General features: G+C 66.7%; 25 protein-coding genes. 15 read left to right on the top strand and 10 right to left on the bottom strand.

Annotated elements, in window-relative coordinates; translation table 11 throughout:
• Positions 1 to 91: 91 nt before the first annotated feature.
• From pth to glmU, 3 genes are all read right to left on the bottom strand, one after another.
• Positions 92 to 658, bottom strand: coding sequence for an aminoacyl-tRNA hydrolase (pth, locus tag BQ7391_RS00950; protein ID WP_075278902.1), 567 nt, complete (start codon positions 656 to 658; stop codon positions 92 to 94).
• A gap of 92 nt (positions 659 to 750) precedes the next feature.
• Positions 751 to 1,749 carry a ribose-phosphate diphosphokinase gene (locus BQ7391_RS00945; RefSeq protein WP_075278901.1) on the bottom strand — a complete coding sequence of 333 codons (999 nt, stop codon included), beginning with the start codon at positions 1,747 to 1,749 and terminating at the stop codon, positions 751 to 753.
• Positions 1,750 to 3,144: a bifunctional UDP-N-acetylglucosamine diphosphorylase/glucosamine-1-phosphate N-acetyltransferase GlmU gene (gene glmU / locus BQ7391_RS00940; RefSeq protein WP_075278900.1), complete on the bottom strand. Its 1,395-nt coding sequence runs from the start codon at positions 3,142 to 3,144 to the stop codon at positions 1,750 to 1,752.
• Between the two features lie 226 nt (positions 3,145 to 3,370).
• Between glmU and bsh the strand changes: the two genes are divergently transcribed.
• Positions 3,371 to 4,336, top strand: a complete 966-nt coding sequence (gene bsh / locus BQ7391_RS00935) for a choloylglycine hydrolase (protein ID WP_075278899.1) — start codon at positions 3,371 to 3,373, stop codon at positions 4,334 to 4,336.
• A 61-nt stretch (positions 4,337 to 4,397) separates the two neighbouring features.
• Positions 4,398 to 6,020: an MFS transporter gene (locus BQ7391_RS00930; protein ID WP_075278898.1), complete on the top strand. Its 1,623-nt coding sequence runs from the start codon at positions 4,398 to 4,400 to the stop codon at positions 6,018 to 6,020.
• Positions 6,021 to 6,078: 58 nt separating this feature from the next.
• Here the strand turns inward: BQ7391_RS00930 and BQ7391_RS00925 are convergent, their stop codons facing one another.
• Complete coding sequence (locus tag BQ7391_RS00925) at positions 6,079 to 6,753, bottom strand: YoaK family protein (RefSeq protein ID WP_075278897.1); 675 nt, start codon at positions 6,751 to 6,753, stop codon at positions 6,079 to 6,081.
• Positions 6,754 to 6,843: 90 nt separating this feature from the next.
• Here BQ7391_RS00925 and BQ7391_RS00920 point away from each other — a divergent pair, with 90 nt between their 5' ends.
• The 8 genes from BQ7391_RS00920 (at position 6,844) to BQ7391_RS00885 (ending at position 13,663) form a co-directional block, all read left to right on the top strand.
• On the top strand, positions 6,844 to 7,533 hold the full coding sequence (locus BQ7391_RS00920) for a class I SAM-dependent methyltransferase (protein WP_200799556.1): 690 nt from the start codon (positions 6,844 to 6,846) through the stop codon (positions 7,531 to 7,533).
• Positions 7,534 to 7,613: 80 nt separating this feature from the next.
• The gene (gene guaA / locus BQ7391_RS00915; protein WP_075278896.1) at positions 7,614 to 8,600 is read left to right on the top strand and encodes a glutamine-hydrolyzing GMP synthase; all 987 of its coding nucleotides are present in this window, start codon (positions 7,614 to 7,616) and stop codon (positions 8,598 to 8,600) included.
• 140 nt (positions 8,601 to 8,740) lie between these two features.
• Positions 8,741 to 8,917, top strand: a complete 177-nt coding sequence (locus BQ7391_RS12715; RefSeq protein WP_200799555.1) for a hypothetical protein — start codon at positions 8,741 to 8,743, stop codon at positions 8,915 to 8,917.
• A 120-nt stretch (positions 8,918 to 9,037) separates the two neighbouring features.
• The gene (locus BQ7391_RS00905; protein ID WP_075278895.1) at positions 9,038 to 9,508 is read left to right on the top strand and encodes an AlbA family DNA-binding domain-containing protein; all 471 of its coding nucleotides are present in this window, start codon (positions 9,038 to 9,040) and stop codon (positions 9,506 to 9,508) included.
• A 125-nt stretch (positions 9,509 to 9,633) separates the two neighbouring features.
• Positions 9,634 to 10,419 (top strand): ATP-binding protein, encoded by a 786-nt coding sequence (locus tag BQ7391_RS00900; protein ID WP_159437337.1) that lies wholly within the window; start codon positions 9,634 to 9,636, stop codon positions 10,417 to 10,419.
• Positions 10,420 to 10,743: 324 nt separating this feature from the next.
• Entirely contained in the window at positions 10,744 to 11,370 is a 627-nt protein-coding gene (locus BQ7391_RS00895) for a sugar O-acetyltransferase (RefSeq protein ID WP_075278893.1), read from the top strand.
• A complete protein-coding gene (locus BQ7391_RS00890; RefSeq protein WP_075278892.1) occupies positions 11,363 to 11,950 on the top strand; it encodes a class I SAM-dependent methyltransferase in 588 nt (195 codons plus the stop codon). The genes BQ7391_RS00895 and BQ7391_RS00890 overlap by 8 nt, the downstream gene beginning before the upstream one ends.
• Before the next feature lie 150 nt (positions 11,951 to 12,100).
• Positions 12,101 to 13,663: an alpha-amylase family glycosyl hydrolase gene (locus BQ7391_RS00885; RefSeq protein ID WP_075278891.1), complete on the top strand. Its 1,563-nt coding sequence runs from the start codon at positions 12,101 to 12,103 to the stop codon at positions 13,661 to 13,663.
• Positions 13,664 to 13,725: 62 nt separating this feature from the next.
• On the opposite strand, the gene BQ7391_RS00880 is transcribed toward BQ7391_RS00885, so the two are convergent.
• A complete protein-coding gene (locus tag BQ7391_RS00880; protein WP_075278890.1) occupies positions 13,726 to 14,085 on the bottom strand; it encodes a winged helix-turn-helix transcriptional regulator in 360 nt (119 codons plus the stop codon).
• A gap of 81 nt (positions 14,086 to 14,166) precedes the next feature.
• Positions 14,167 to 14,961, bottom strand: coding sequence for a circularly permuted type 2 ATP-grasp protein (locus tag BQ7391_RS00875; protein WP_083662233.1), 795 nt, complete (start codon positions 14,959 to 14,961; stop codon positions 14,167 to 14,169).
• A 247-nt stretch (positions 14,962 to 15,208) separates the two neighbouring features.
• On the opposite strand from BQ7391_RS00875, the gene BQ7391_RS00870 reads away from it, so the two are divergent.
• Both BQ7391_RS00870 and BQ7391_RS00860 read left to right on the top strand, forming a co-directional pair.
• On the top strand, positions 15,209 to 16,057 hold the full coding sequence (locus BQ7391_RS00870; protein WP_075278889.1) for an aldo/keto reductase: 849 nt from the start codon (positions 15,209 to 15,211) through the stop codon (positions 16,055 to 16,057).
• A gap of 433 nt (positions 16,058 to 16,490) precedes the next feature.
• A complete protein-coding gene (locus tag BQ7391_RS00860) occupies positions 16,491 to 17,345 on the top strand; it encodes an aldo/keto reductase (protein WP_075278887.1) in 855 nt (284 codons plus the stop codon).
• 28 nt (positions 17,346 to 17,373) lie between these two features.
• Here the strand turns inward: BQ7391_RS00860 and BQ7391_RS00855 are convergent, their stop codons facing one another.
• Positions 17,374 to 18,216, bottom strand: coding sequence for a LysR family transcriptional regulator (locus tag BQ7391_RS00855; protein ID WP_075278886.1), 843 nt, complete (start codon positions 18,214 to 18,216; stop codon positions 17,374 to 17,376).
• A gap of 88 nt (positions 18,217 to 18,304) precedes the next feature.
• The gene (locus BQ7391_RS12295; RefSeq protein WP_075278885.1) at positions 18,305 to 18,640 is read right to left on the bottom strand and encodes an aldo/keto reductase; all 336 of its coding nucleotides are present in this window, start codon (positions 18,638 to 18,640) and stop codon (positions 18,305 to 18,307) included.
• Between the two features lie 234 nt (positions 18,641 to 18,874).
• Between BQ7391_RS12295 and BQ7391_RS12290 the strand changes: the two genes are divergently transcribed.
• Positions 18,875 to 19,075 carry a hypothetical protein gene (locus BQ7391_RS12290; RefSeq protein WP_159437336.1) on the top strand — a complete coding sequence of 67 codons (201 nt, stop codon included), beginning with the start codon at positions 18,875 to 18,877 and terminating at the stop codon, positions 19,073 to 19,075.
• Between the two features lie 85 nt (positions 19,076 to 19,160).
• Here the strand turns inward: BQ7391_RS12290 and BQ7391_RS00840 are convergent, their stop codons facing one another.
• Complete coding sequence (locus BQ7391_RS00840; RefSeq protein WP_075278883.1) at positions 19,161 to 19,517, bottom strand: HepT-like ribonuclease domain-containing protein; 357 nt, start codon at positions 19,515 to 19,517, stop codon at positions 19,161 to 19,163.
• Complete coding sequence (locus BQ7391_RS00835) at positions 19,514 to 19,807, bottom strand: nucleotidyltransferase family protein (RefSeq protein ID WP_075278882.1); 294 nt, start codon at positions 19,805 to 19,807, stop codon at positions 19,514 to 19,516. The genes BQ7391_RS00840 and BQ7391_RS00835 overlap by 4 nt, the downstream gene beginning before the upstream one ends.
• A gap of 287 nt (positions 19,808 to 20,094) precedes the next feature.
• On the opposite strand from BQ7391_RS00835, the gene BQ7391_RS00830 reads away from it, so the two are divergent.
• On the top strand, positions 20,095 to 20,478 hold the full coding sequence (locus tag BQ7391_RS00830; protein WP_268874306.1) for an aldo/keto reductase: 384 nt from the start codon (positions 20,095 to 20,097) through the stop codon (positions 20,476 to 20,478).
• 313 nt (positions 20,479 to 20,791) lie between these two features.
• The gene (locus BQ7391_RS00825; protein ID WP_075278880.1) at positions 20,792 to 21,622 is read left to right on the top strand and encodes a YdcF family protein; all 831 of its coding nucleotides are present in this window, start codon (positions 20,792 to 20,794) and stop codon (positions 21,620 to 21,622) included.
• The last annotated feature ends 10 nt before the right edge of the window (positions 21,623 to 21,632 follow it).

Raw genomic sequence — 21,632 nt, 5'->3', positions numbered from 1 at the left:
GACTTGTGCAAAGGGGACAGGCACTTTTGCACGGGGCCGTGCAAAAGTGCCTGTCCCCTTTGCACGCCTGCCCCCTTTCCACGCTGGAACGCTACTGCAGGCTCTGCTCCACGAGGTCCGCGGCGCGCTCCACGGTGAGCTCGAAGTCCTCAAGGAAGGAGCCCTTAAGCTCGCGCAGCACGTAGTCGGCCACCTGCATGCGCCCGGGTGGCCGGCCGATGCCAAACTGCACGCGCGCAAAGTCGCGGCTGCCGAGCTTGTCGGCGATGGAGCGCAGGCCGTTGTGCGCGTTGAGACCGCCGCCCAGCTTGAGCCTGACCTCGCCCGCGGGCAGGTCGACCTCGTCGTGGACCACGAGAATCTCCTCGGGGCGAACCCGGTGCGCGCGCGCCAGCTTGGAGAGCGGCCCTCCCGAGGTGTTCATGTAGCTCATCGGCTTGGCGAGAAGAACCTCGCGCCTCTCGCCGTCCCTGTCGGTCACCGCGATCGAGGCCACCTGCGCGCCTGCCTCAGACTTCCAGTAGCGCACTCCCCGTCGCGCGGCGATGGCGTCAATGGTGGCGAAGCCGGCGTTGTGCCGCGTGCGCGCGTACTCGGCGTCGGGGTTGCCGAGGCCGCAGATGATGCGGATGGCGGCGGGCTTGGCTGCAGCTGGCATGGCTCTCCTCATGGACGGCGGGGCCGCCCGAAGACGGCCCCGCAGCAATATCAAACGTTTCTGCAAATTGGGGACTGTCCCCAATTTGCAGACTAGATCTCGGCGCCCTGGCCGCCGAAGATCTCGGAGACGGAGCGGCGCATGTAGACGCTGTTGATGGCCTCAGCTAGCTCGTTGGCCACGGAAATGGACTTAATCTTGGAGTCCGGCTTGTTGGCGACCTCGCAGGGGATGATGTCGGTGACCACGCACTCCACGAGCGGCGCGTCCTCGAGGCGCTGGATGGCCTCGCCGGAGAAGATGCCGTGCGTGGCGGAGACGTAGATGTCGCCGGCGCCCATCTCCTTGAGCTTGCGGACGGAGTTGCAGAGGGTGCCCGCGGTGTCGATCATGTCGTCGTTGACGATGCAGGTCTTGCCCTCGATGTTGCCGATGATACCCATGACCTCGGACGCGTTGTGCTTCGGGCGGCTCTTGTGGGCGATGGCGACCTCGCAGCCCAGGTAGTCGGAGAGGCGCTTGGCAACCTTGGCGCGGCCCATGTCCGGGGAGACGACGACGGTGTTCTCCCAGTCGAAGTCCTTCTGCTTGAAGTAGTCTCCGATGAGGTAGAGCGCGGTGAGGTGCGTCACGGGGATGTCAAAGAAGCCCTGAATCTGACCCTGGTGCAGGTCGATGGTGATGACTTGGTCGACGCCGGCCGCCTCGAGGAGGTTGGCCACCAGGCGCGCGGTGATGGGCTCGCGCGCGGACGCCTTGCGGTCCTGCCTCGCGTAGCAGTAGTGGGGGAGCACGGCGGTGAACTTGGAGGCGGAGGCGCGCTTGGCGGCGTCGGCCACGACGAGCGTCTCCATGAGGAGGTCGTTCACGTTGAGGCCGGCGAGGGACTGGATGAAGAAGACGTCGTCGCCGCGGACGGACTCGTCGAAGCGGGCGTAGATCTCGCCGTTGGCGAACTTCTCGATCTTCAGGCCCTGCAGCTCGAGGTGCAGGATGTCGGCGATCTTCTGGGAAAGGGCCGGGTTGCCGGTGCCGGTGTAGAGCTTGATCTCCTTCTTCAGCGGCATGGGCTCACTCAGGTTCTCGTACATCTATGCCTCACCTTTCTTGAGTCTCTCGAGACGCCGGGCGGCGTACCCCTCAACAATGCGCTCCTTGCTGCGCTCGAGGTAGAGCGCGTCGGCAGGGACGTCCTTGGTGACGCAGGAGCTGGCGCCCACGAGCGCGCCGTCGCCGATGGTGACGGGCGCGACCATCATGGTGTCGGAGCCCACGAAGACGTTGTCGCCGATGACGGTGCGGTTCTTGTGCACGCCGTCGTAGTTGCACGTGATGGACCCGCCGCCGATGTTGACGCCGGCACCCATGGTGCAGTCGCCGATGTAGGAGAGGTGGGGGACCTTGGAGCCCTCGCCGATCACGGAGTTCTTGATCTCCACGTGCGTTCCCACGTGAGCCCCTGCCAGGACGTGGGCGCCGCCGCGCAGGTAGGCGCGCGGGCCGCAGGTGACGTCCTTCTCGATGGTCACGTCCACGCCCACGGTCTCCTCAAGGGTGACGTGGTCGGCGACGGTGCAGTCCGTGAGGCGCGTGTTGGGGCCGAGCACGCACTCCTCGCCCACCGACGTTGCGCCCCAGAGCATCGTCATGGGGAGAAGGACGGTGTCACGCCCCACGGTGACGTCGGGGCCAACCCAGGTGGTGGCGGGGTCGAGCATGGTGACGCCGTCGAGCATGAGGCGCTCGTTGATGCGATCGCGCGCGAGCGCGGCAAGCTCGGCGAGCTGCACGCGGTTGTTGGCGCCGAGGCCCTCGCGGTAGTCCTCGCAGTGGACGATCGTGGTGGCGTGGCCGTGCCCGCGCAGGATCTCCACCATGTCGGGGAGGTAGTACTCGCCCTGGGCGTTGTCGTTGCCAATCTCGCTCACGTGGGCGGCGAGAAGCGCGCCGTCGAAGGCGTAGCAGCCAGCGTTGCACTCCAGAAGCCGCGCGTCCTGCTCGGAGGTGCAGTCCTTCTGCTCGATGATGCGCGCGACGGTGCCGTCCTCGGCGAGCTCGATGCGGCCGTAGCCGTGCGGGTCGGGCGGGGTCATCGTGAGGACGGAGGCGGCGTGGCCGCCGTCCGCCACGGACTCGGCGAAGGCGCGGACCGTCTCGGGCTCGATGAGCGGCAGGTCGCCGTTGAGGATGACGACGGGCCCGGCGTCGATGCCGGTCGCCTCGAGCGCCACGCGGACGGCATGGCCGGTCCCCAGGCGCTCTGCCTGCTCGACGAACTCGACGTTCTTCTCGTTGGCAAGATGGTCCCGCACCTCTTGGGCGCCGTTGCCCACGACCACCACGATGCGCTCGGCGCCGGCGGCGCGCGCGGCGCGCGTAACCCACGAGACGAGCGGGCGGTCGAGAAGCTTGTGCATTACCTTGGGGTGGCGGGACTTCATGCGCGTTCCCTCGCCAGCGGCGAGGATGATCGCGGTCATGGGCATGGGATGAGCCTCCAAGCGCTGTGTTGTCCCAACGTATAGTCATCATGATAGCTCAGCTGCGGAGAAATGCGGCGCCATGTCCGCCGGTTGACGCCGAATTCTCAGACGCTCCGGGAAAACTGGCGCACTTTGGGATTGCGTCGAGAATATGTGGGTAACAGATAGTCGTTTTGTTATTCTACGCGTCTTGCCGAGAAGAGCGGCGGGACGGGGAAGGGGCCGCCCCATGTGCACGGGGATTCGCTTCACCGACGCCAACGGCGCCATGTACTTCGGTCGCAACCTGGACTGGACCCAGGGCTATGGTGAGCGCGTGGTGATGACCCCTCCCGCGGCGCGCGTCCCGGCCGCCTTCGAGCGGCCGGGTGACCCCGAGCTGGGCCACGCCGTCATCGGCATGGGCATCGTTGTGGGCGGCGTTCCGCTCTACTTTGACTGCGGCAACGATGCCGGCCTCGCCGTCGCCGGCCTCAACTTCCCGCAGAGCGCCCGCTACGCCTCAGCTCCGGCGGACGGGGGCGTGAACGTCGCGGCGTACGAGTTCCCCTACTGGGTGGCGCGAAACTTCTCCAGCGTGGACGAGGTGCGCTCCGCGCTCGCGCGCGTAACCGTCGTCGCGCGCGCGGTGAACGAGCGGCTGCCCGTCGCGAACCTCCACTGGATCATCGGCGACGCCACTGGCAGCGTGGTCGTCGAGTGCCTGGAGGGCGGCCTGCGGGTGTGGGAAGACGACGTCGACGTGCTCACCAACGAGCCGGACTTCGGCTGGCAGCGCCAGAACCTGCGGAACTACCTGACGCTCTCCGAGGGCGAGCCCGGCAGGGCGGCATGGGGAGGGGCGGGCCTCGTCCCGTTTGGCTCCGGCATGGGGATGCACGGTATGCCCGGCGACTACAGCGGCCCCTCTCGCTTTGCGAAGGCGGCGTTCGTGAACACGCACTACCCCGTTCAGGACGAGGAGCGCGCCAACGTCACGCGCCTCTTCCGCACCCTCGGGTCGGTGGCGGTGCCGGACGGCTGCGCGCGCATGGGTGACGGCGCCTTCGAGCGGACGCTCTATACGAGCTGCTTCTCCGCCGCGAGCCTCACCTACTATCACGCGGCCTATGACGACCTCGCGATCAAGGCGTACCCGCTCTCGGGGTGCGACCTTGCGGGCACGGAGCCGGTGCTCGTAGAGGCGGCGGCGTAGCGCGGGGCGTCCCGCGGCACGCCCCGGGCCGAGCGAAAGCAATCGAACAAGGAGAAGATCCATGAGCAATCCCACCTCAGCGGCGGGTGGGGAGGGCGCTGTCGCGTCGTCCCCCGCAGCCGAGAAGTTCCTCGTCCTTCCCGTCATCATCCTGATTCTCGCCCAGATGGGCACGACGGGCGACAACGGCGCCCTGTCGCTGGCGGCCTCGGCCCTCACGAGCGACCTCGGCGCCACGACGTCGGACATCCAGCTCGCCAACATGATCTACCCGCTCGTGGGCGGCGCCTTCATGATTGCCGGCGGCCTTCTGGGGACCATCCTCGGCTGGGCACGGACGTTCCGGGCGGGCGCCGTCGTGTGCGCCGCGGGCGAGGTGGCGCTCGCGCTCGCGCCGAACATGGCCGTCTTCATCTGGGTGGGCCGCGTCCTCGTGGGGCTCGGCGCGAGCCTGCTCGTCCCCTCGATCCTCGGGCTCATCCCCGTGCTCTACAGCGGTCGCAACCGCATGGTCGCCTTCGGCTGCGTCGGCGCGGCGTCCGGGCTGTCCGCCGTGCTGCCGCTCGTGCTGGGCATGGTCATGGAGAGCGCCGGGATGAAGCCGACCTTCCTGCTGCTCGCCGCCTACTTTGCGGTGGTGGCTGCGCTCTCGCTGCGGCTCCCGCGCGCCGCGTCCGCCGGCGAGAGGCTCGCGTTCGACGGAATCGGCGTGACCCTTGCCGCGCTGGGGCTGTTCCTCTTCCTGATCGGCCTCTCCAACGTGTCCGCCTGGGGCCTCATCGCGCCGTTCGAGCGCTGCCCGTTCACGATCTTCGGCATCTCCCCGGCCCTGCCGGTGATGGCGTGCGGCGTCGTGGTGCTCGTGGTCCTCGTGCGCGTGGAGCGCCGCGTGGAGGAGAAGAACGGGATCGCGCTCCTGCCGAGCTCCTTCCTGAGGACGCCGCAGGTGCTCGCCGGCCTTGCCGCCAACGCGATCATGTTCTTCTTCATGGGCGCGCAGTCCATCCTCATGGCCCCCTACCTGCAGCTCGTCGCCGGCTGGTCGCCCGTCGACGTGGGCGTCATCTCAATCGTGACGGGCGTGCCCACGTTTGCCTTCTCCCTGGGAATCCCCAAGCTGCTCCCGCATGCCAACCCGCGCCGCGTCATCCAGGCGGGCTACCTCGAGATGGCGCTCGCCCTCGGCGTCATGGCCCTCTCGGTCACGACGGATGGCGCCAGCGCGGTCGGCGTCTATGCGGGCGCGTTTCTCGCCGGCATGGGGGCGGGCACGGTGGCCTCGCACGCGAGCAACATCGTCGCCCTCGCCCTGCCGGAGCGCGATGCCTCCCAGTCGGGCGGCATCCAGAGCACGATGCGCAACGTAGGCCAGGCGTTCGGCGTGGCGCTGCTCGGCGCGGTGCTGCTCTTTGGGATGACCAACGCCATGCACGCGGGAATCGCGGGCGACGCCGCCCTCTCCCCGGAGGTGCGCGGGCAGCTCTCAAACATGAGCGTCGACCTCGAGAGCAACGACGAGTTCGAGCGGCAGCTCGATCAGGTCGACCTGACCAAGGACGAGCGTGACGAGCTGGTAAGGCTCGATGCCCAGGCGCGGTTTGACTCCACGCGTGCGGCGTATGCGGTGGGGGCCGTCTTCGTGCTTCTCGGTCTCGCCACCACCCCGATGATCACGAAGCGCTAGGGACACGCGCCCAGCTGACGCTCGTGACAGTTGCCCCTGGCACTTTTGTCAGGTGCCCTTACGCGTCCGGGTCGACGATGTAGCGCAGAGAGAGGAGGAAGAGCGCGCTGATGGCGAGGCAGGCGAACTTGCCCGTCACGCCAATCAGGAGCTTGCACGCCACGGCGCCGACGCAGAACGACGCGACGAGCCCGGCGTAGCGCGCCGAGCGGTGCAGCTCGTGGCGGTCCTTCTCGAAGATGCCGTCGTAGAGCGTCTCCCCGAGGGAGCGCAGGTTGCCGGTGCAGAAGACGCTCGCGTACGCCGACCTGGTCCCGAACTGCCGGAAGTTCTCGTACGAGACCGCGGCGCAGAACGAGATGGCGCTGTTGACAAGCAGGTGGGGGGCGCCCTCCGGCAGGAGCGCCACGACGGCGAACGCAAGGGCCTCGAAGAGGGCGACCCATCGCTGCATGCGGTGGGTCGCCCTTCCGTGCACGCGGACGAGGACGTGGCGCGAGAGCATGATGCCGGCGACGAACGCCAGGATGGACACGAGGTAGTGCGACACGCCGAGCCATGCCCCATTGGCGAGGTTCATGCAGAGCAGGACGATGTTGCCGGTCTGCCCCGTGGCGAAGACGTGGTCGTGCAGCAGGTACGAGTACGCGTCCATGAACCCGCCCGCGCAGATGACGATGAGCCCGAGCCGTACGGGCACCTTGGTCCTTCTTGTCGCCGCCTGTTCCGCCATGCTCCCTCTTCCGCTCGACGCCGCATCCGCCGCGTGTCATGCTAGGGCAAAACGTTCGGTCGGCGCGACAGTTTGCCGGAGGGAAACACGATGGGCGATGACCCTGCCATGATGGGCGATAAGGGCGTCGAGCTGCGGCGTGACGCCGAGGGGCTCGCACTCGTGGGCGACGGCATGGTGCTGCGGGCGGATTTCGCGCGCCTGCTGCCCCGGCTGCGCCCGGACCGCCTGGGGCGAGAGCTGCTCGTGCGCGCGGCCCGCGTGCGCGGCGTCCCCGATCCGCGCGCCGTCGACGCCACGGCGGGGCTCGGGGAGGACTCGCTGCTTCTGGCGGCCGGGGGGTTTGCGGTTACGATGTTCGAGCAGGACCCGGCAATCGCGGCGCTCCTGCGCGACGCGCTCGAGCGGGCGGCGCATGACCCGCGGCTCTCGGGCATCGTGGGACGGATGGAGCTCGTGGAGGGCGACTCGGTCTGCGGCCTGCGAGCGTTGGGCTTCTCTCCTGACGTAGTGTTTCTCGACCCGATGTTTCCCGAGCGCACCAAGAGCGCTGCGGTGAAGAAGAAGTTCCAGCTCCTGCACCATCTGGAGCGGCCGTGCGACAACGAGGAGGAGCTGCTGGGCGCCGCGCTGGCCGCGGGCCCGCGAAAGGTCGTCATTAAGCGGCCGCCCAAGGGGCCGTGGCTCGCCGGCGCCAGGCCGAGCCATTCCGTTGCGGGCAAGGCGGTCCGCTATGACGTCATCGTGCCGCCGCGGAACGGCGGGGGGCGGAGCGGGTGAGACGCCGGGGGCCTCACGTCTCCCCCCGACGTCGTCTTCGCTAGAATTGGGGCATCGATTCCCCGTTCAAAGGAGCTGGCATGGACCTCCCGAGCAAGCGCCCCGACAGCATGGAGCGCATCACCACCCCCGAGCTTGCGCGGGTCTTCATCGACGAGCAGGTCGAGGCCGTTCGTGCGCAGGTTGGCGACAAGAAGGTCCTGCTTGCCCTTTCTGGCGGCGTGGACTCCTCCGTGGTTGCCGCGCTGCTGATCAAGGCCATCGGCAAGCAGCTCGTCTGCGTGCACGTGAACCACGGCCTCATGCGCAAGGGCGAGTCCGAGCAGGTCGTTGACGTCTTCAGGAACCAGATGGACGCCAACCTCGTCTACGTGGACGCCGCGGACCGCTTCCTCGACCTGCTGGCCGGCGTGGCCGAGCCCGAGCGAAAGCGCAAGATCATCGGGGCCGAGTTCATCCGCGTCTTCGAGGAGGAGGCCCGCAAGGTCGCCGACGATGTGGACTTCCTCGCACAGGGCACCATCTACCCGGACATCGTGGAGTCTGACGGCGTGAAGGCCCACCACAACGTGGGCGGCCTGCCCGACGACCTGCAGTTCGAGCTCGTGGAGCCCGTTCGCCTGCTCTTCAAGGACGAGGTCCGCGTGGTTGGCCGCGCCCTCGGCCTGCCCGAGTCCATGGTCGAGCGCCAGCCGTTCCCGGGCCCGGGCCTGGGCGTGCGCTGCCTCGGCGCCATAACGCGCGACCGTCTGGAGGCGCTGCGCGAGGCCGACGCCATCCTGCGCGAGGAGTTCGCCGAGGCGGGGCTTGCCGGCAAGGTGTGGCAGTACTTCGTCGTGGTGCCGGACATGCGCGCCACCGGCGTGCGCGACGGCAGGCGCGCCTACGACTGGCCCGCCATCATCCGCGCCGTCAACACCGTGGATGCTATGACCGCCACGGTGCCTGAGCTCGAGTGGGCCCTGCTCAAGAAGATCACTGACCGCATCCTGACCGAGGTGCCGGGCATCTGCCGCGTGACGTACGATCTGACGCCAAAGCCCGTGGGCACGATAGAGTGGGAGTGACGAACATACGTTCGTATATTGAATAAGATGGCAGGACGATGGAGCCGCGGGCTTACCACGGCTCCATCGTTTTTCGAGCGCACTGCAAGTGTATTAGTATAATAAATACAATATTTTATATAGACTAAAAGGTGGCGTCGATGGAAGGCTGTCGGTACGACACTCAGCTCCTTATCGGCGGGCGAGACATGGATGTCGCGGCCATCGGAGACCATTTCAACGAGGCATTCGATGGGGACTGCTTGCTCGTCATGGGCGATGAGTCCCTCGTGAAGATTCACTACCATACGAACGGGCCGTGGAGAGTGCCCGAATGATGCGCCGCGGTCGGCGAAATCTACGATATCGTTGTCGAGGACATGGTCCGCCAGGCCAAGGGGCTTAAGGGCTAAACCGCAAAATCACGACCGCAGAGGAGGCGACCGACGAACCTCGGCATGGAGGACGAGCGAACTGAGCACAAGCGCAGCACCTCTGAGATGCGCGAGGCCATGGAGTCGGTTGCCTCAATTCTGAACAAGCACGGGTCAGGAACGCTCTACTTTGGCGTGCGCCCCTCCGACGGCGAGGTCGTGGGTCAGGACGTCTCCGAGAAGACCCTGCGCGACATCTCGCAGGCCTTCACCAACCGGATCGAGCCGAGGGTCGCGCCTGCCATCGAGCGCCTCGAGACCGAGGGCGGGAAGGCCTACGTCAAGGTGTCCTTTGCCGGTGACGACCGCCCCTACGCTTGTGACGGGCGCTACCGCATCCGCTCCGCCGATGAGGACCTGCCTGTTGGCGCAGCTCTTCTCGAGCAGATGATGCTCGAGCGTGCCGCGGGTAGGAGCCCCTGGGACCGGCGCCCCTCTGGCAGGCCAATCGCGGACGTGGACGAGGACACGCTGCGGGCCTACGTCGGGTGTTGAGCGCGGGCGGATTCCCTTCCCCTACATCGATGCGAGGGACGCGCTCTCCCGTCTCGGCCTCCTCTGCGACGACGACATACTTACCAACCGTATGCTTCTGCGCCTCGCTCGACCCCATGTTGCGCATGGGCGTGCTGGGGAACGTCGACCGCACGCAGATACTCGACAACCATCAGGAGGCGGGCACGCTGTTCGGCATGGTCAAGGCTGCCGAGACGCACATCCTGAACAACACGTGCCGTGAGTTCATCATCGACGGTGCGTCCCTTCACCGCGAGGAGCGCCCCGAGGTTCCCCTGAGCGCGATTCGCGAGGCGCTCTACAACCCCTTCTGTCATCGCCGCTACGAGGACTCCGCCGCCGTTCAGATTGACGTTTTCTGGGATGCTGTGGACATTTACAACCCAGGCAGCTTTCCCGCTGGCTGCGTACCCGAGGACTACCTTTCTGGAGCACAGACCGCTTCGAAGCCGCGGAACCAGCTCATCGCAAGCACCCTCTACCGCTCGGGTGACATCGAGACGTATGGCACGGGCCTTCGACGCATTAGGCGCGTTTGCGACGAGCAGAACGTGCCTGTCGAGGTCTTTCAGCGGGGCGGCAGCGTTCACGTGCGCTTCACCCGCGCGGAGGCCGTCGTCGCCGACAACCCGCCGACAACCCGCCGGCGGCGGGAGGCGCACCCTCTGCCGTTGCGGCTTCTGGGATTGCAGCGCATGCATGGGGTACGCTGTCTGAAAATGAGCGAGCCGTCTGCGCGTATCTGTGCGAAAATGGCTCCCCTGCGGTTCCGAGCATGTCAGACGTCCTTGATATTCCGGAGCGAACGCTGCGCGACGTTATGCGCCGCCTCGTGGAGAGGGACATCGTGGCGGCGACGGGTGCGAACCGAAATAGACGATACGAGTTGAAATAAGAGAGGGCCCCCTCGGCACCCTCCGCTTCGAGGCGACTGTCGCTGCATCCCAAGCTTTCTGATGGCTGGGCTTGGCTGGTACGACCTGTGACGCGATTCGCACCAGATTCGCGCTGACCTTCCGCCCGCTTCAAAAGCAGCGCGTCTCGCACCCCCCCTTAATCTGCTATTATTACTACGCGAGAAGACAGCAGATCTGAAGATACGGATCTGAAGATAAGTACTGATTAGAAATATTATATTTAATTAAATACGCGGGCGTCCCGTCGCTTCCGAGTGGCGGGGCGCCCGCGTATCCAGCAAGAGGAACGGAGGCTCGATGGACCTCTCGGAAGTGCGGCGGCGCATGGCTGACGGCCGGCTCTACGCCTGCAACAGCCCCGAGCTCTTTGCCGAGCAGGAGCGTCGGCGCGACGTGCTCGACGCCTATAACGCGCTGCCCTTCAGCGGCTCTGAGGAGCGCAGCGCGCTTCTCGCCAAGCTTGTGGCCGAGATGGGCGAGGGCTGCGTGATCGAGCCCCCGTTTTGCGCAAACTGGGGCGGGGCAAACCTGCACCTGGGCAACAACGTCTACGCTAACATGGGCCTCACGCTGGTGGACGACGCCGACATCTTCATCGAGGACGATGTGATGATCGGCCCCAACGTCACCATCTGCACGGCCGCTCACCCCATCTCCCCGCGGCTGCGCGCCAAGGGGCTGCAGTACAACAAGCCCGTTCGCGTCCGCAGTGGAGCATGGCTCGGCGCCGGGTGCATGGTGCTCCCGGGCGTGACGGTGGGGGAGGGCTCTGTGGTCGGCGCGGGCAGTGTGGTCACGCGCGACGTCCCCGCCGGGGTGGTGGCGGCGGGCAACCCGTGTCGCGTGCTGCGCAGGATTGGCGAGAAGGACGAGCTCGTGTACGACCACGACAAGCCCGTCGAGGGGTTCTGGCGCGATGCCTAGCCCGGACGTGCTGCGCGACCTCGCGGTCGCCGGCCGCTCGCTCGAGCGCGACGAGGCGACGCGCCACGCCGGCGCGGGCGCCCACGACCCCACGGCGACGCCGTACCGCGTGCTCGAGGAGCTTCTCGGCGACCTGGGCCTCACCGAGGGGTCCCACCTGCTCGATGTGGGCTGCGGGGCCGGTCGGGTGCTCGCCTACTTTGTGGGCGCGGCGCTGCCCGGGCGCGTGACGGGCGTTGAGCTTGACCGGGCGCTCGCGACGGAGGCCGCCGCGTGGTCCGCGCGCTACCCAAACGCGCGTGTGGTCGCGGGCAGCGCGCTCGACCTGCCGCTCGCGGGGTACACCCACGTGTATCTGTTCAACCCGTTTGACACCCCGGTGCTCGAGGCGTTCCTCGACAGGCTGGAGCACGAGGCGTCCGCCCCCGTGACGCTCGTCCACATGTCGGACAACGGGGAGTGGCCCGCCTATCTGGGGCGCGGGGGCTGGACGGTTCTGAGAGAGGGCTCCTTCGAGCTGTCGGGAGAGGACGGGGACTGCCCCCAGCACTTCACGGTGCGCCGCTTCGACCCGGCGTGACAGGGGGACGGAGGCATTGTCACCGCTCCGTCCCCGCTGTCACGGGTACCGGTCGCCGCTCCGTCGTTCTTCTCCTCTGCCCGCTGCGTTAAAATACACTTAATTGGAAACGTTTCCAATTATGGGAACGAGAGGAGAAAGGGGAGCTCCATGAGCACGTGGCTGGACGACGCGGTCTTCTATGAGATTTACCCGCAGAGCTTCAACGACACCAACGCGGACGGGATAGGTGACCTGCCCGGCGTCATCGAGAAGCTCGACTACGTGCTCGAGCTGGGCTGCAACGCCCTGTGGCTCAACCCCTGCTTCGTCTCCCCCTTCGGCGACGCGGGCTATGACGTTGCGGACTACTGCCGGGTCGCCCCGCGATACGGCACCAACGACGACCTCGTGCGCCTGTTCGAGGAGGCCCACGCGCGCGGCATGCACGTTCTTCTCGACCTCGTCCCCGGGCACACCTCGATAGAGCACCCTTGGTTCAAGGAGTCCTGCCGCGCCGAGGGCAACGAATTCTCTGGCCGCTACGTGTGGACCGACGACGTCTGGACGCCCGTGGGCGACGTGCCCGGCGTGAATGGGGTGCTGCGCGGAATCGCAGAGCGCAACGGTGCCGTGGCAGTGAACTTCTTCGCCTTCCAGCCGGCCCTCAACTACGGCTTCTACCGCGTGACCGAGCCATGGCAGAGCGCGATGGACTCGCCGGAGGCCCTCGCCACGCGTCAGGCCATGAAGGACGTCATGGCGTTCTGGCTCGAGCGCGGATGCGACGGCTTCCGCGTGGACATGGCGGGCTCGCTCGTGAAGGACGATCCCGAGCAGGAGGGCACGATAGCCCTCTGGCAGGACATGCGCGCGTTCCTTGACGAGCGCTATCCCGATGCCGTCCTCATCTCCGAGTGGGGCGAGCCGGACAAGACCATCCGCGCGGGCTTCCACATGGACTTCCTTCTTCAGTTTGGCACCTCGCACTACATGGACCTCTTCCGCTGCGAGCACCCGTGGTTCTCCCGCGAGGGGGCGGGGGACGCGAGCGAGTTCGTGGCCACCTACCGACGCAACCTCGAGCTCACCGACGGGCGCGGCCTCATGTGCATCCCGTCCGGGAACCATGACATGGACCGGCTGCGCAAGTATCTCGACCCCGAGGAGATGAAGCTGGCCTTTGCGTTCATCATGTCCATGCCGGGGTGCCCGTTCGTGTACGCCGGCGACGAGATTGGCATGCGCCACCTGGACGTGACCTCCGTCGAGGGTGGCTACCAGCGCACCGGCGCGCGCTCGCCGATCCAGTGGGACGCGTCCGAGAAGAACTTCGGCTTCTCGGATGCTCCGGGCGATCAGCTCTACATCCCCCAGGACGCGGGTGACGACGCGCCCACGGTCACCGCGGAGATGGCCGACGACGCCTCGCTCTGGCATGAGGTCCAGCGGCTCATCGCGCTGCGACGCGCGACGCCGGCACTTGGCGTGAGCGCCGCGGTGGAGTTCGTCTACTGCGAGAAGAACGCGTACCCGCTCGTCTACCTGCGTACGGAACGCGGGGAGGGCGGCCAGCGCGTGCTGTGCGCCATCAACCCGGCGGATCGACCGACCGAGGTCCCCTGCGACGAGCGGGCGGTGCGCACGCTTCACTCCGTCGGCGAGGCCGCATCGCTCCTTGACGGGGCGCTGAGCGTCCCGGCCTGCTCGGCGACCTTCCTCGAGCTTTCCTAGGGAGAGGGGCGGCGTGCCACGGGGACGGAGGTTTTGTCACCGCTCCGTCCCCGTGGCACGTGTCACTCCCAGGGCTTGGGGAGGGAGTCGGGCCGCTCGGGATCGACCGCGTGCTGGTAGCCGCAGCCCCAGTCCCACATGGCGCTCAGGACCGGGCGCAGGCTCAGCCCAAGCGAGGTGAGCGAGTACTCGACGCGAGGCGGCACCTCAGCGTAGACGGTCCGGTTGACGAGCCCGCTCGTCTCCATCTCGCGGAGGCGCTCGGTCAGCACCTTCTGCGACACGCTCCCGATCGAGCGTCTGAGCTCGCCAAAGCGCTTGGTGCCACCGAGAAGGTCGCGCAGGATGAGGATGGTCCACTTGTCGCGGATGAGGGTGAGGGTGGTCTCCACCGGGCAGGCGGGGAGCGTGGTCTCGGACATGATGGCCTCCTCTTGCGTGATGGCGCTGGTCGGGTCGTTATTGCTGCCATCAAGAGACTTATATCACAGAAAAGCCTCTGCTTACCGGAAGGAACGATGGGGGCGGGCTGCCCTACGCTGCCCGCATGTGCCACGGGGACGGAGCGGTGACAAAACCTCCGTCCCCGTGGCGTAGTCGCGCAGGAAGACCTCGTTGTCAACGACCTCGAGGTCCTCGGGGAAGGCAAGGGTGGCCCCGGTCTTCTCGGCGAGGTAGGCGTGCTCGAAGAAGGCCGAGTTGTAGCGGCCCGGCGAGAGCACCACGGCCACGCCGCGCGTGGAGACGAAGTCCATGACGTGGCGCAGGAGTCGGGGGTAGTCGCGGTTGTCGCGAATCCCGTTCTCGTGAAAGAGGCGTGGGTCTGCGTTGCGCTCGATGTCGCGCACGAAGAGGGGGTAGCTCGCACCCGAGGGGATGCGGAGGTTGTCCTCGAGGACCCACCAGCTCCCGTCCTCGCCCTGCACGAGGTCCTCGCCGGCGACGTGCGCGTAGATGCCCGCGGGCGGCGTCATGCCGTTCACCTGGGGGAGGTATCCCTTCGAGGTGTAGACGAACTCCTCCGGGACCACGCCGTCGCGGACGATGCGCTTGTCGGAGTAGACGTCGCGCAGGAAGGCGTTGAGCGCGCTCACGCGCTGCTTGAGGCCGGCCTCAAGACGGTCGAACTTGTCCGAGGGGATGAGTCGGGGGACGGGGTCGTAGGGGAAGAGCCTGTCATGGTAGGTCCCGTCGCGATAGATGCCAAAGCGCACGCCGTTGCGCGCGAGCTCTCGGTTGATGGTCTCCTGCCGCTCCACGAGGTTGTGGGCGAGCCTTCCGGCCGTCGTCTCTGCCATGGTTGCCCCCGAAGTGTCGCATCGTGCCTGCCAGAGCAGCGTAGCAACGTCGTGTTGCGCGACATCAAACGGCTCGTTGCCGATGGGCCCCGCGGCGAACCGGACGATGACGGGCGGGCCTGCGGCGGCGCCCCGCGTCATCGCTATGTCCCACGCGCATACTGAGCTGCGGAGCCGGCATTGTACTTCTCGCCCGCGCGGCGCGACCATGAGGGTGTGAGATCGTTTGCGAATCAAGGAGGGAACCATGGAGTACCTGGAGCTCAACAACGGCGTCAAGATGCCCGTGGAGGGTCTTGGGACCTTCCTCATGAGCCCGGCCGATGCCGAGGCCGCGTCGCTCGCGGCGCTCGAGGCCGGCTACGAGCACATCGACACCGCCAACGCCTACATGAACGAGAAGGCCGTGGGCCGCGCCATCGCCAAGAGCGGCGTCGCGCGCGACAAGCTCTTCGTTTCCACCAAGCTCTGGCCGTCCGTCTACGAGGCCGGTGACGCCGCCGTTGACGGCACGCTGGCGCGCCTCAGTCTAGACTACGTTGACATGCTCATCCTGCACCAGCCCGTGGGCAACTATCTGGCCGCCTGGAGGACCATGGAGAAGGCGTACCGCGAGGGCAAGGTCCGCGCGCTCGGCCTCTCCAACTTCCCGCAGGACAAGATCGCCGAGGTCATCGAGCACGCGGAGATCAAGCCACAGCTCGTGACCGTGGAGTGCCACCCCTACTTCGCCCAGACCGAGCTGCGCGAGTACCTGGGCCAGTACGGCATCGTGGTCGAGGCGTGGTACCCGCTCGGCCACGGCGACAAGGCCCTTCAGGCCGAGCCGGTCTTCGTGAGGCTCGGCGAGAAGTACGGCAAGACGCCCGCCCAGGTCATCCTGCGCTGGCACACCCAGATGGGCACGTCCATCATTCCGGGCTCGAAGAATCCCGCCCACATCGCGGACAACGCGGACATCTTCGACTTCAGCCTGTCCGACGACGAGATGGCCGAGGTCGCCAAGCTTGACGGCACCAAGAAGTACTACGAGGCAACCGAGGAGGCGCTCGCCGGCTATGCGGCGATGAAGCCCGACTTTGACGCGCAGGAGTAGCGGCGAGATTAATCCCTGACAACTCGTAGCCGCTGGACCCGAGCCAAGCGTACGCCCGTCAAACCGGAGCGTGCCCTTGGCTCGGGTCTTATGTGCCGCGCTCTGCGCGATCGAGGTCAAGGGTGGTCACGAGGCCAGGCAGAGTGGCATGGCGAAGTTCCTTCGGCGCCATCCAGAGGCGCGTCGTGTCGTCGTGGGCGGATCGTCGGCGGGGGCCTGCGGGCTCGAGGAGTTTCTGCTGGGAGAGGTTCCGCTGTTCTACTAGGGAGGCTCGCACGTGCGCCCGCGGCGTCTCTTGGCCCGCGGGTGGGTCCGCCCCATCCTTCTCGCCATGCTTGTCACGCATACTGAGAGAGCAGGGAGGCATTGTACTTCTTGTCATGGTGGGCGGAGCATGGAGGATGACAGAAGGCTCCGACCAGAGGAGGTTGCAATGGAGTACAAGACCCTGTCCAACGGAGTTCAGATGCCGATGCTCGGCTACGGCGTGTTCCAGATCGACGACGCCACGACCGAGCGCTGCGTCGAGGACGCCATCGCAAGCGGCTACCGCATGATCGACACCGCCCAGGCCTACGGCAACGAGCGCGGGGTGGGCGCTGGCATCAAGGCCAGCGGCGTGGCGCGCGACGACCTGTTCATCGTCAGCAAGGTGTGGGTCTCCAACTACGGCGAGGGCACGACGTACGACTCCATCAAGAGGTCCCTGGAGCTGCTCGACACCGACCGCATCGACCTCATGCTGCTCCACCAGGCGTACAACGACTACCACGCGGCCTGGCGTGACATGGAGCGTGCCTACGATGAGGGCCTCGTCCGTGCCGTCGGCGTCAGCAACTTCGACCCCACGCGTCTGCTTGACCTTTGCGTCTTCGCCAAGGTGGCGCCGATGGTCAACCAGGTGGAGACCCACGTCTTCTGGCAGCAGCACTACGCGCACCAGAACATGGAGAGCCTCGGCGTTGCGCACATGGCGTGGGGCCCGTTCGCGGAGGGCGCCAACAACTTCTTCCAGAACCCGCTGCTCTCCGAGGTCGGCGAGAAGTACGGCAAGTCCGTGGGCCAGGTTGCGCTGCGCTACCTGCTTGACCTCGGTGTCATTGTGATTCCCAAGTCAACGCACAGGGAGCGCATGGAGGAGAACTTCGACGTCTTTGACTTTGACCTCACCGATGACGACAAGGTCAAGATCGCCGAGCTCGACTGCGATCGCTCCCTCTGCTACGACCACCGCGACGTGCAGCTCATTGGCGGGCTGCTGCAGTTTGTGAAGAGTCAGATCGCGTAGGTGGAAAAGTGACTGTCCCTTTTCCACGTCAGTTGCGGACGAGGTCCACGATCTGTGCCACGGCGTCCGGCGCGTCGAGAAGCGCCACCACATAGAACGTCGCGTGCGCGTCCGCGTCCTGGATTGGGACGCGGACGCGCCTCTCGTCGGCGTGCTGCGGCCCGGTGACGTCTGTGATGAACCCGAGCAGGTCGGAGGAGCGAATCAGCTGCGAGAGCACCAAGGAGTCGGTCTGCTCGATGAAGCGCGCGCTGGGCATGGCGGCGCGCACGACGTCGCCCCAGAAGCCCACCTCGGCGTTCATGAGGAAGGTTCGCCCGTCGAGCTCCGAGAAGCGAACGCTCGTGCGGCCGGCCAGCTCGTCGTCCCTGGGCACGAAGACCGAGAGGTTCTCGACCATCAACGGCGCGCAGGTCACGTTGGGCAGCCCCATCGGCCGCCGCGTGATGGCGAGGTCGGCCGAGCGGGCAAAGAGCCGGCGCTCGACCTCCTGCTCGTCGTCGAGCAGCTCGGAGGTGAGGATCGTCCCCGGAAAGCGCTCGGTCACGCGCTCGGTCAGCCGCCAGACCGGCGCCGGCGCCACCGACGCGATCGCGATGGTGCGGCTGCGGCGCGTGAGCTCGTCAAAGGCGTCGCGCATGCGGCGCTCCTCGGCGAGGATGGCGCGCGCGTGGCGCAGGGCCAGCCGCCCGGCCTCGTTGAGCTCGACGTGGTTTCGCGTCCTTTCGAAGAGCTCGCATCCCAGCTCGCGCTCGAGCGCGCGCATCGAGCGGCTCACGCTCGGCTGCGAGGTGTGCAGCTCGTCGGCAGCCGCCGAGATGGTCCCTGCTCGGGCAATGGCATCAAGCTGTCTGAGCTGGACAAACTCCATGGATGCTCCCTGGCCGATCGCGTATCCTGCCTGCAACTAGTCTAGCGCTTGGCGAGAGCGGCCCGCTGCCGCGGGCCGCTCTCACGCGCTACGCCTCGATGCGCGTGCCCCCGAAGACGCCCGAGGTCGGGATTCGGTCGAGCTCGGCATCAATGGCCTCCACCTCGGCGAGCGAGAGCCTGATGTCCGCGGCGGCGAGGTTCTCGTGCATGCGCTCGACCTTGCGAGTCTCGGGGATGGGGACGATCCAGGGCCTTTTCTCGAGCATCCACGTCAGGGAGATCTGGCCGGTCGTGGCGCCGTGCTCCGCGGCAATGCGGCGGAGGAACTCGAAGAGCGCGTCGTTCTTCTCGTACACCTCCTGCGTGAACTGCGGCATGCTGGCACGGTAGTCGGTCGCGGCGTCGAAGCCCTCGGCCGCCAAGCGCCCGTACCGAGGGTTCGCGTGCCTGCCATGTGCCTCTCCTCCCTTTGGTTGGGTCTGGGGCGCCCGTGCCGCGACGCCCGACACCACGCTATGCCGAGGACGCATGCCAGAGAAGTCTCCATGGGTGGGGCTCCTATAACTCCGCGGTGTGCGCGGGAGCACCAAAGGAGGCTTCTCATCGTCGCACGCGCGTGCCAAGCTGAGGGGGACGACCCTGTCCTGGGAGGGACGATGATCTCGAGAAGAACTTTCCTCTCGCTGACGGGAGCTTGCGCGACGGCGTCTCTCGCCGGGTGCGCCCCGGCGACGGCGCGGACATACCCGACGCGCTCGACCCGGACTACGTTGCCCGACGGGCTCGACCTCGTCTCCCCGGACGCCGCGGCCGACGCGATGATCTACTCGTTCTACGGTCGGCACGACGGCGGCTGACGGACACGCTGTTCTTCTCGCCGCACGTCTGCAGCTCACGCCGTAGAAGGGCGAGAGGGGGATTGCCAAAAGGAAGACTCCTTTGTCAGCCCGTCTCGCTAGTCTCGTCAAGAAGATCGCTGACCTGACCGAGGAACACGGGTAGGACATCCATGATAATTGAGGAGACAATCTCCCAGTTGGTTCCCTCATAGTCGTGAACATGCCGGTGGCGCAGCCCGGAGATGCCCGCCCACTCCACATCAGGGTGGAGAGCTTTGAAGTCACGTGACAGGCAGTAGACCTGCTCGCCGATGTTGTAGAGCGGTGTGGTCACAAGCCACTGGTGACGATAGTTATCTTGGAGCGACTCTTTGGAGATCCTCTCCTCGCGAACGGTCCGCAGGAGGAGGCTCCCGACTTCTGCGACGCGCTTCAGACGATAGGCATCGGTTTTGCTCACAGCGCTACTGCCTCGTCGAGAACGGTATCTTTGAAGGGCCCATCGTCAAGCTCCGACAGCTCAAAGACGTCGACGTCCTTGCCCGTTGACTCGCGCACCCGCTCTCCGAGGGCGTAGATTGAGAGCGGCCTGAACCGAGGACCTCCATCGATGAGCAGGTCAATATCGGACGAGCTGGTTGCCTCGCCGCGCGCGTAAGAGCCAAACACGGAGGCCCCGCGAAGGCCGTACTGCACGAGCAGTGGTCTGACAATGGCGCTAATCTCGCCATATGTGAGAATGTCACCCATGACCCCTCCTCCGCCGTGCCTATGACCATGATACCCCGTCGGTGAGGCGGACAGACGAATGACCCCCCGGGGTCTTCAATGAAGGGTGACACGCGGGGATGCTTGCGCAGTAATTGCTGTTAGCTGGCTGGCAAAGGGACTATCCCGTTGTTGGACCGTGCGCTGGGAACATACTGACATGCCAAGACCGTCTGCGCCGCCCCTCGCCCCTCGCGCGACAATGGAATCGCGTAGGTCGACGGACGGGGTCAGACATGGACGAGCAAGTGGCGTAGGAGACGCCCAAACTGGGCTTTGGGCTCATGAGGCTCCCCAGGCGGGGGCTGGGGATTGACGTGGCGCAGGTGAGCCGCATGGTGGACCTCTTCCTCGAGGCGGGCTTCACCTACTTTGACACGGCGCACGTCTACGCGGGCTCCGAGGACGCCATCCGAAAGGCGCTCGTGGAGCGTCATCCGCGGGAGTCCTACACGCTGGCGACCAAGCTTTACGCGGCGATGTCTCCCACGGCAAAGTCCGCAAAGCGGCAGTTCGAGACGAGCCTCGAGCGTACCGGGCAGGCTACTTCGACTACTGCCTGCTCCACTCGGCGGGCTACGAAGCCGATGCGGTCGCGTACGGGGCTACCACGCCCAGGGGCTTCATCGGGTCTCGGGCGCCGGACCTCGTGAGCGCGGAGCGCGTCGAGGGGGATGGCCTTCATGTGGTGTGGCGTCGCCGTGCGGAGTAGGCTGCCGCGCGGGGTTTTGCCGGATGCGTGCGCTCCGTCGGGGGTTACGTACACAGTTTCATTTTAGATAGTACCCTCCGGTTTGAGAATCCGCCGGTCAGGGGCTTGTCGAGAAGTACATCAATTTCTCAATAGCGTTCGCAACCGTCCAGGCTGCGCGCAATCCACCGGCACACCCCCTCTTCCCCTCGCGTTCGCGCGATAATGGGCGGGAAGCCCGCCCGCCCCGCCCGCTCTCGCCCAGAGGAGTCCCCATGACCGCCAGCCAGCTTGCCGAAGACATCAATGAGCTCGCCGCGTTTCTCGGGCCGCGCGATGTGCCCGCGCTCACGCCGGAGGCCATCGAGGGGCGCCTCGGCGCGCGGCAGGCGGACGCTATGGTCCTCTTTGGCGGGAGCATCCTGGCGGGCGGCGACGTGCTTGCCGAGGCCATGCGCGCGGGCGTGGCGCGCACGTACGTGATCGCGGGCGGAGCGGGCCACACCACCGAGGCCCTCCGCTCTCGTGTGCGCGAGCTCTGCCCGGACGTGGCCTTCGCCGACGACGCCCCGGAGGCGGACGTCTTCGCCGCCTACCTCGCGCAGCGTCACGGCCTTACGGCGGACCTCCTGGAGCGCGCGTCCACCAACTGCGGAAACAACGTCACCTACCTGCTGGGTCTTCTCGCCGAGAAGGGCGTGGCCTGCGAGAGCCTCATCGTCTCGCAGGACGCCACGATGCAGCGGCGCATGGAGGCCGGCGTGCGCAGGGAGGCCCCGGGCGTGTGCGTGGTCAACTTCGCCGCGTATGCCGCGCGCGTGGCGCCGCGGCCTGGCGTGGGCCTCGCAACTGCAGATGCTGCCCTTGACGACCTGCGGATCGTTGACCCTCCGCTGGGAATGTGGGACCTTCCGCGCTACGTGACGCTGCTCATGGGCGAGGTTCCGCGCCTCACGGACGACGAGCGCGGCTACGGCCCGCTCGGCCGCGGCTACATCGCTCACGTGGACGTGCCCGCCGACGTCCGCGCTGCCTGGGAGCGCCTCCGCGCCGCGTTTCCAGAGCTCGTCCGCGAGGCCAACCCCGCCTACGCGTCCCGCCCGTAGGAAGCGCCCC

It is taken from the genome of Thermophilibacter provencensis (genome assembly GCF_900128445.1).
In the GTDB taxonomy this organism is placed as follows: Bacteria; Actinomycetota; Coriobacteriia; order Coriobacteriales; family Atopobiaceae; genus Thermophilibacter; species Thermophilibacter provencensis.
This window is presented reverse-complemented; position numbering and strand designations above follow the sequence as displayed.

Bases quoted from the DNA above. Each gene is read 5' to 3' on its own strand.
- BQ7391_RS00885 (WP_075278891.1), top strand. From the start codon at position 12,101: ATGAGCACGTGGCTGGACGACGCGGTCTTCTATGAGATTTACCCGCAG.
- BQ7391_RS00930 (WP_075278898.1), top strand. From the start codon at position 4,398: ATGAGCAATCCCACCTCAGCGGCGGGTGGGGAGGGCGCTGTCGCGTCG.
- glmU (WP_075278900.1), bottom strand. From the start codon at position 3,144: ATGCCCATGACCGCGATCATCCTCGCCGCTGGCGAGGGAACGCGCATG.
- BQ7391_RS00875 (WP_083662233.1), bottom strand. From the start codon at position 14,961: ATGGCAGAGACGACGGCCGGAAGGCTCGCCCACAACCTCGTGGAGCGG.
- BQ7391_RS00890 (WP_075278892.1), top strand. From the start codon at position 11,363: ATGCCTAGCCCGGACGTGCTGCGCGACCTCGCGGTCGCCGGCCGCTCG.
- BQ7391_RS12290 (WP_159437336.1), top strand. From the start codon at position 18,875: ATGATCTCGAGAAGAACTTTCCTCTCGCTGACGGGAGCTTGCGCGACG.
- BQ7391_RS00920 (WP_200799556.1), top strand. From the start codon at position 6,844: ATGGGCGATGACCCTGCCATGATGGGCGATAAGGGCGTCGAGCTGCGG.
- BQ7391_RS00880 (WP_075278890.1), bottom strand. From the start codon at position 14,085: ATGTCCGAGACCACGCTCCCCGCCTGCCCGGTGGAGACCACCCTCACC.
- bsh (WP_075278899.1), top strand. From the start codon at position 3,371: ATGTGCACGGGGATTCGCTTCACCGACGCCAACGGCGCCATGTACTTC.
- BQ7391_RS00870 (WP_075278889.1), top strand. From the start codon at position 15,209: ATGGAGTACCTGGAGCTCAACAACGGCGTCAAGATGCCCGTGGAGGGT.
- BQ7391_RS00925 (WP_075278897.1), bottom strand. From the start codon at position 6,753: ATGGCGGAACAGGCGGCGACAAGAAGGACCAAGGTGCCCGTACGGCTC.
- BQ7391_RS00945 (WP_075278901.1), bottom strand. From the start codon at position 1,749: ATGTACGAGAACCTGAGTGAGCCCATGCCGCTGAAGAAGGAGATCAAG.
- BQ7391_RS00860 (WP_075278887.1), top strand. From the start codon at position 16,491: ATGGAGTACAAGACCCTGTCCAACGGAGTTCAGATGCCGATGCTCGGC.
- pth (WP_075278902.1), bottom strand. From the start codon at position 658: ATGCCAGCTGCAGCCAAGCCCGCCGCCATCCGCATCATCTGCGGCCTC.
- BQ7391_RS00835 (WP_075278882.1), bottom strand. From the start codon at position 19,807: ATGGGTGACATTCTCACATATGGCGAGATTAGCGCCATTGTCAGACCA.
- BQ7391_RS00900 (WP_159437337.1), top strand. From the start codon at position 9,634: ATGGGCGTGCTGGGGAACGTCGACCGCACGCAGATACTCGACAACCAT.
- BQ7391_RS00905 (WP_075278895.1), top strand. From the start codon at position 9,038: ATGGAGGACGAGCGAACTGAGCACAAGCGCAGCACCTCTGAGATGCGC.
- BQ7391_RS00825 (WP_075278880.1), top strand. From the start codon at position 20,792: ATGACCGCCAGCCAGCTTGCCGAAGACATCAATGAGCTCGCCGCGTTT.
- BQ7391_RS00895 (WP_075278893.1), top strand. From the start codon at position 10,744: ATGGACCTCTCGGAAGTGCGGCGGCGCATGGCTGACGGCCGGCTCTAC.
- BQ7391_RS12715 (WP_200799555.1), top strand. From the start codon at position 8,741: ATGGAAGGCTGTCGGTACGACACTCAGCTCCTTATCGGCGGGCGAGAC.
- guaA (WP_075278896.1), top strand. From the start codon at position 7,614: ATGGACCTCCCGAGCAAGCGCCCCGACAGCATGGAGCGCATCACCACC.
- BQ7391_RS00855 (WP_075278886.1), bottom strand. From the start codon at position 18,216: ATGGAGTTTGTCCAGCTCAGACAGCTTGATGCCATTGCCCGAGCAGGG.